Annotated in this window: 1 protein-coding gene; it reads left to right on the forward strand. The window is 29.3% G+C overall.

What is annotated here, in order from left to right; all coding sequences use genetic code 11:
* Positions 1-41: 41 nt before the first annotated feature.
* Positions 42-758, forward strand: a 717-nt coding sequence (locus IU405_RS03415; RefSeq protein WP_197437211.1) for an FAD-dependent oxidoreductase, incomplete at its 3' end; no start/stop codon positions are given.

The following is a 758-nucleotide window of genomic DNA, read 5'->3' on the forward strand; positions in this document are numbered from 1 at the left end:
CATTTGTACCTTTTCTAATTTTGATTTATAAATTTAAACTCATGAAAAACTTAGTTATTTTAGGAGCAGGTACATCAGGAACAATGATGGCAAATCATTTAGTGTCAAAACTCCCAAAAAATGAATGGACCGTTCACATTGTTGATCAATACAAAACGCATTATTATCAGCCTGGATTTTTATTTTTACCTTTTGATATCTACAATGAAAATCAAGTAAAAAAAGTTGGGAAAAAATTTATTCCAAAGGGAGTACACTACATTCAAAAAAGAATTGAAAAAATTGATGCTGAAAATAATTTCTTAGAATTAGAGAATGAAACAATAGCTTATGATCTTTTAATTATTGCAACAGGTTCTAAAATTGCACCACAAGAAGTTCAAGGAATGTTGAGTAGTGAATGGCATAAATCTGTTTTTGATTTTTACACTTATGAAGGTGCTCTTGCTTTAAGAAATAAATTGAGAGAATTTAAAAAAGGGAAACTGGTCATTCACATTACTGAAATGCCCATAAAATGTCCTGTTGCACCTCTAGAATTTGCATTTTTAGCAGATTCCTATTTTCAGAAAAAAGGCATTAGAAATGATGTTGAAATTGTTTATGTAACTCCATTATCAGGAGCATTTACTAAAGAATATTGCTCAAAAGCTTTAGGATATTTATTGGAAGAAAAAAACATTCAATTAATTAGTGATTTCGCAATTGAGCGTGTTGACTTTGAAAACAATAAAATCATTGATTACGCTGACACAGAA

This window comes from Polaribacter sp. BAL334, from assembly GCF_015767435.1.
Lineage (GTDB): Bacteria > Bacteroidota > Bacteroidia > Flavobacteriales > Flavobacteriaceae > Polaribacter.